The sequence below is a fragment of the Thermus sp. genome, from assembly GCF_056332225.1.
Genome location: NZ_JBWGQW010000147.1, coordinates 1 through 886, shown reverse-complemented (window position 1 = coordinate 886; position 886 = coordinate 1). Strand labels below are relative to the sequence as shown.

Annotated in this window: 1 protein-coding gene and 1 pseudogene; both read left to right on the top strand. The window is 64.9% G+C overall.

What is annotated here, in order from left to right; genetic code table 11:
• Positions 1-172: pseudogene (locus AC01Y6_RS10575) on the top strand (phosphoglucomutase/phosphomannomutase family protein); the annotation flags it as partial.
• Positions 173-335: 163 nt separating this feature from the next.
• Positions 336-886, top strand: a 551-nt coding sequence (locus AC01Y6_RS10570; RefSeq protein ID WP_476671485.1) for an NAD(P)-binding domain-containing protein, incomplete at its 3' end; no start/stop codon positions are given.

Genomic DNA, 886 nt, shown 5'->3' with positions numbered 1-886 from the left:
CACCCCCAAGGGGGTGGACACCCTGGACGGGGTGAAGTGGCTTTATGATGAAGCCTGGGTCCTCTTCCGGGCCTCAGGGACGGAGCCCGTGGCGCGGATCTACGTGGAGGCCACAAGCCCCGAATTGGTGCGGGCCCTTTTGGAGGAGGCGCAGGGGCTGGTGGGGGGATGAAGGTTCATTTTTGGCTTGGCCCTAGCCGCTTACCTGCTAAGTGCCCACACCTTGGCTTCGCAACACGGGATGCCCAAGCTTTGGCTTTAGGAAAGCTCTTTTGGGGCCCCCACCGCGGCTTTAGCCGCGGTGGGGTACTTAGAAAGAGGGAGAGGAGGTATATGTGAAAGTCGCCGTCATCGGAACGGGCTACGTGGGCCTCACCACCGCCCTAAGCCTCGCCTATTTGGGCCACGAGGTGGTGGGGGTGGACCTGGATGCGGACAAGGTGGCCCAACTCAATGGGGGAAAGCCTCCCTTCCACGAACCCCATGCTGAGGAAATGCTTGCCCTGGTGGGGGATAGACTTCGCTTCACCACCTGGTACGAGGAGGCCATCCCCCAAGCAGAGGTGGTCTTCATCGCTGTGGGTACCCCCTCGCTTCCCGACGGTTCCCCGGACCTTTCGCAGGTGCGCGCCGCCGCCGAGGCCATTGGGCGGCACTTGGGAGAGGGCTTCACCGTGGTGGTGAACAAGTCCACGGTGCCCGTGGGTAGCGGCAACTACGTGGAGGCCCTGGTGCGCCGGGCCTTCCAGGAGGCCCATGGAGGCGAGCCCGACGGCCGTCTGGCGGTGGCCTCCAACCCGGAGTTCCTGCGGGAGGGTCAGGCCCTCCACGATAGCCTCTATCCGGACCGGGTGGTGGTGGGCGCCGAGGACCGGCGGGCCATTGA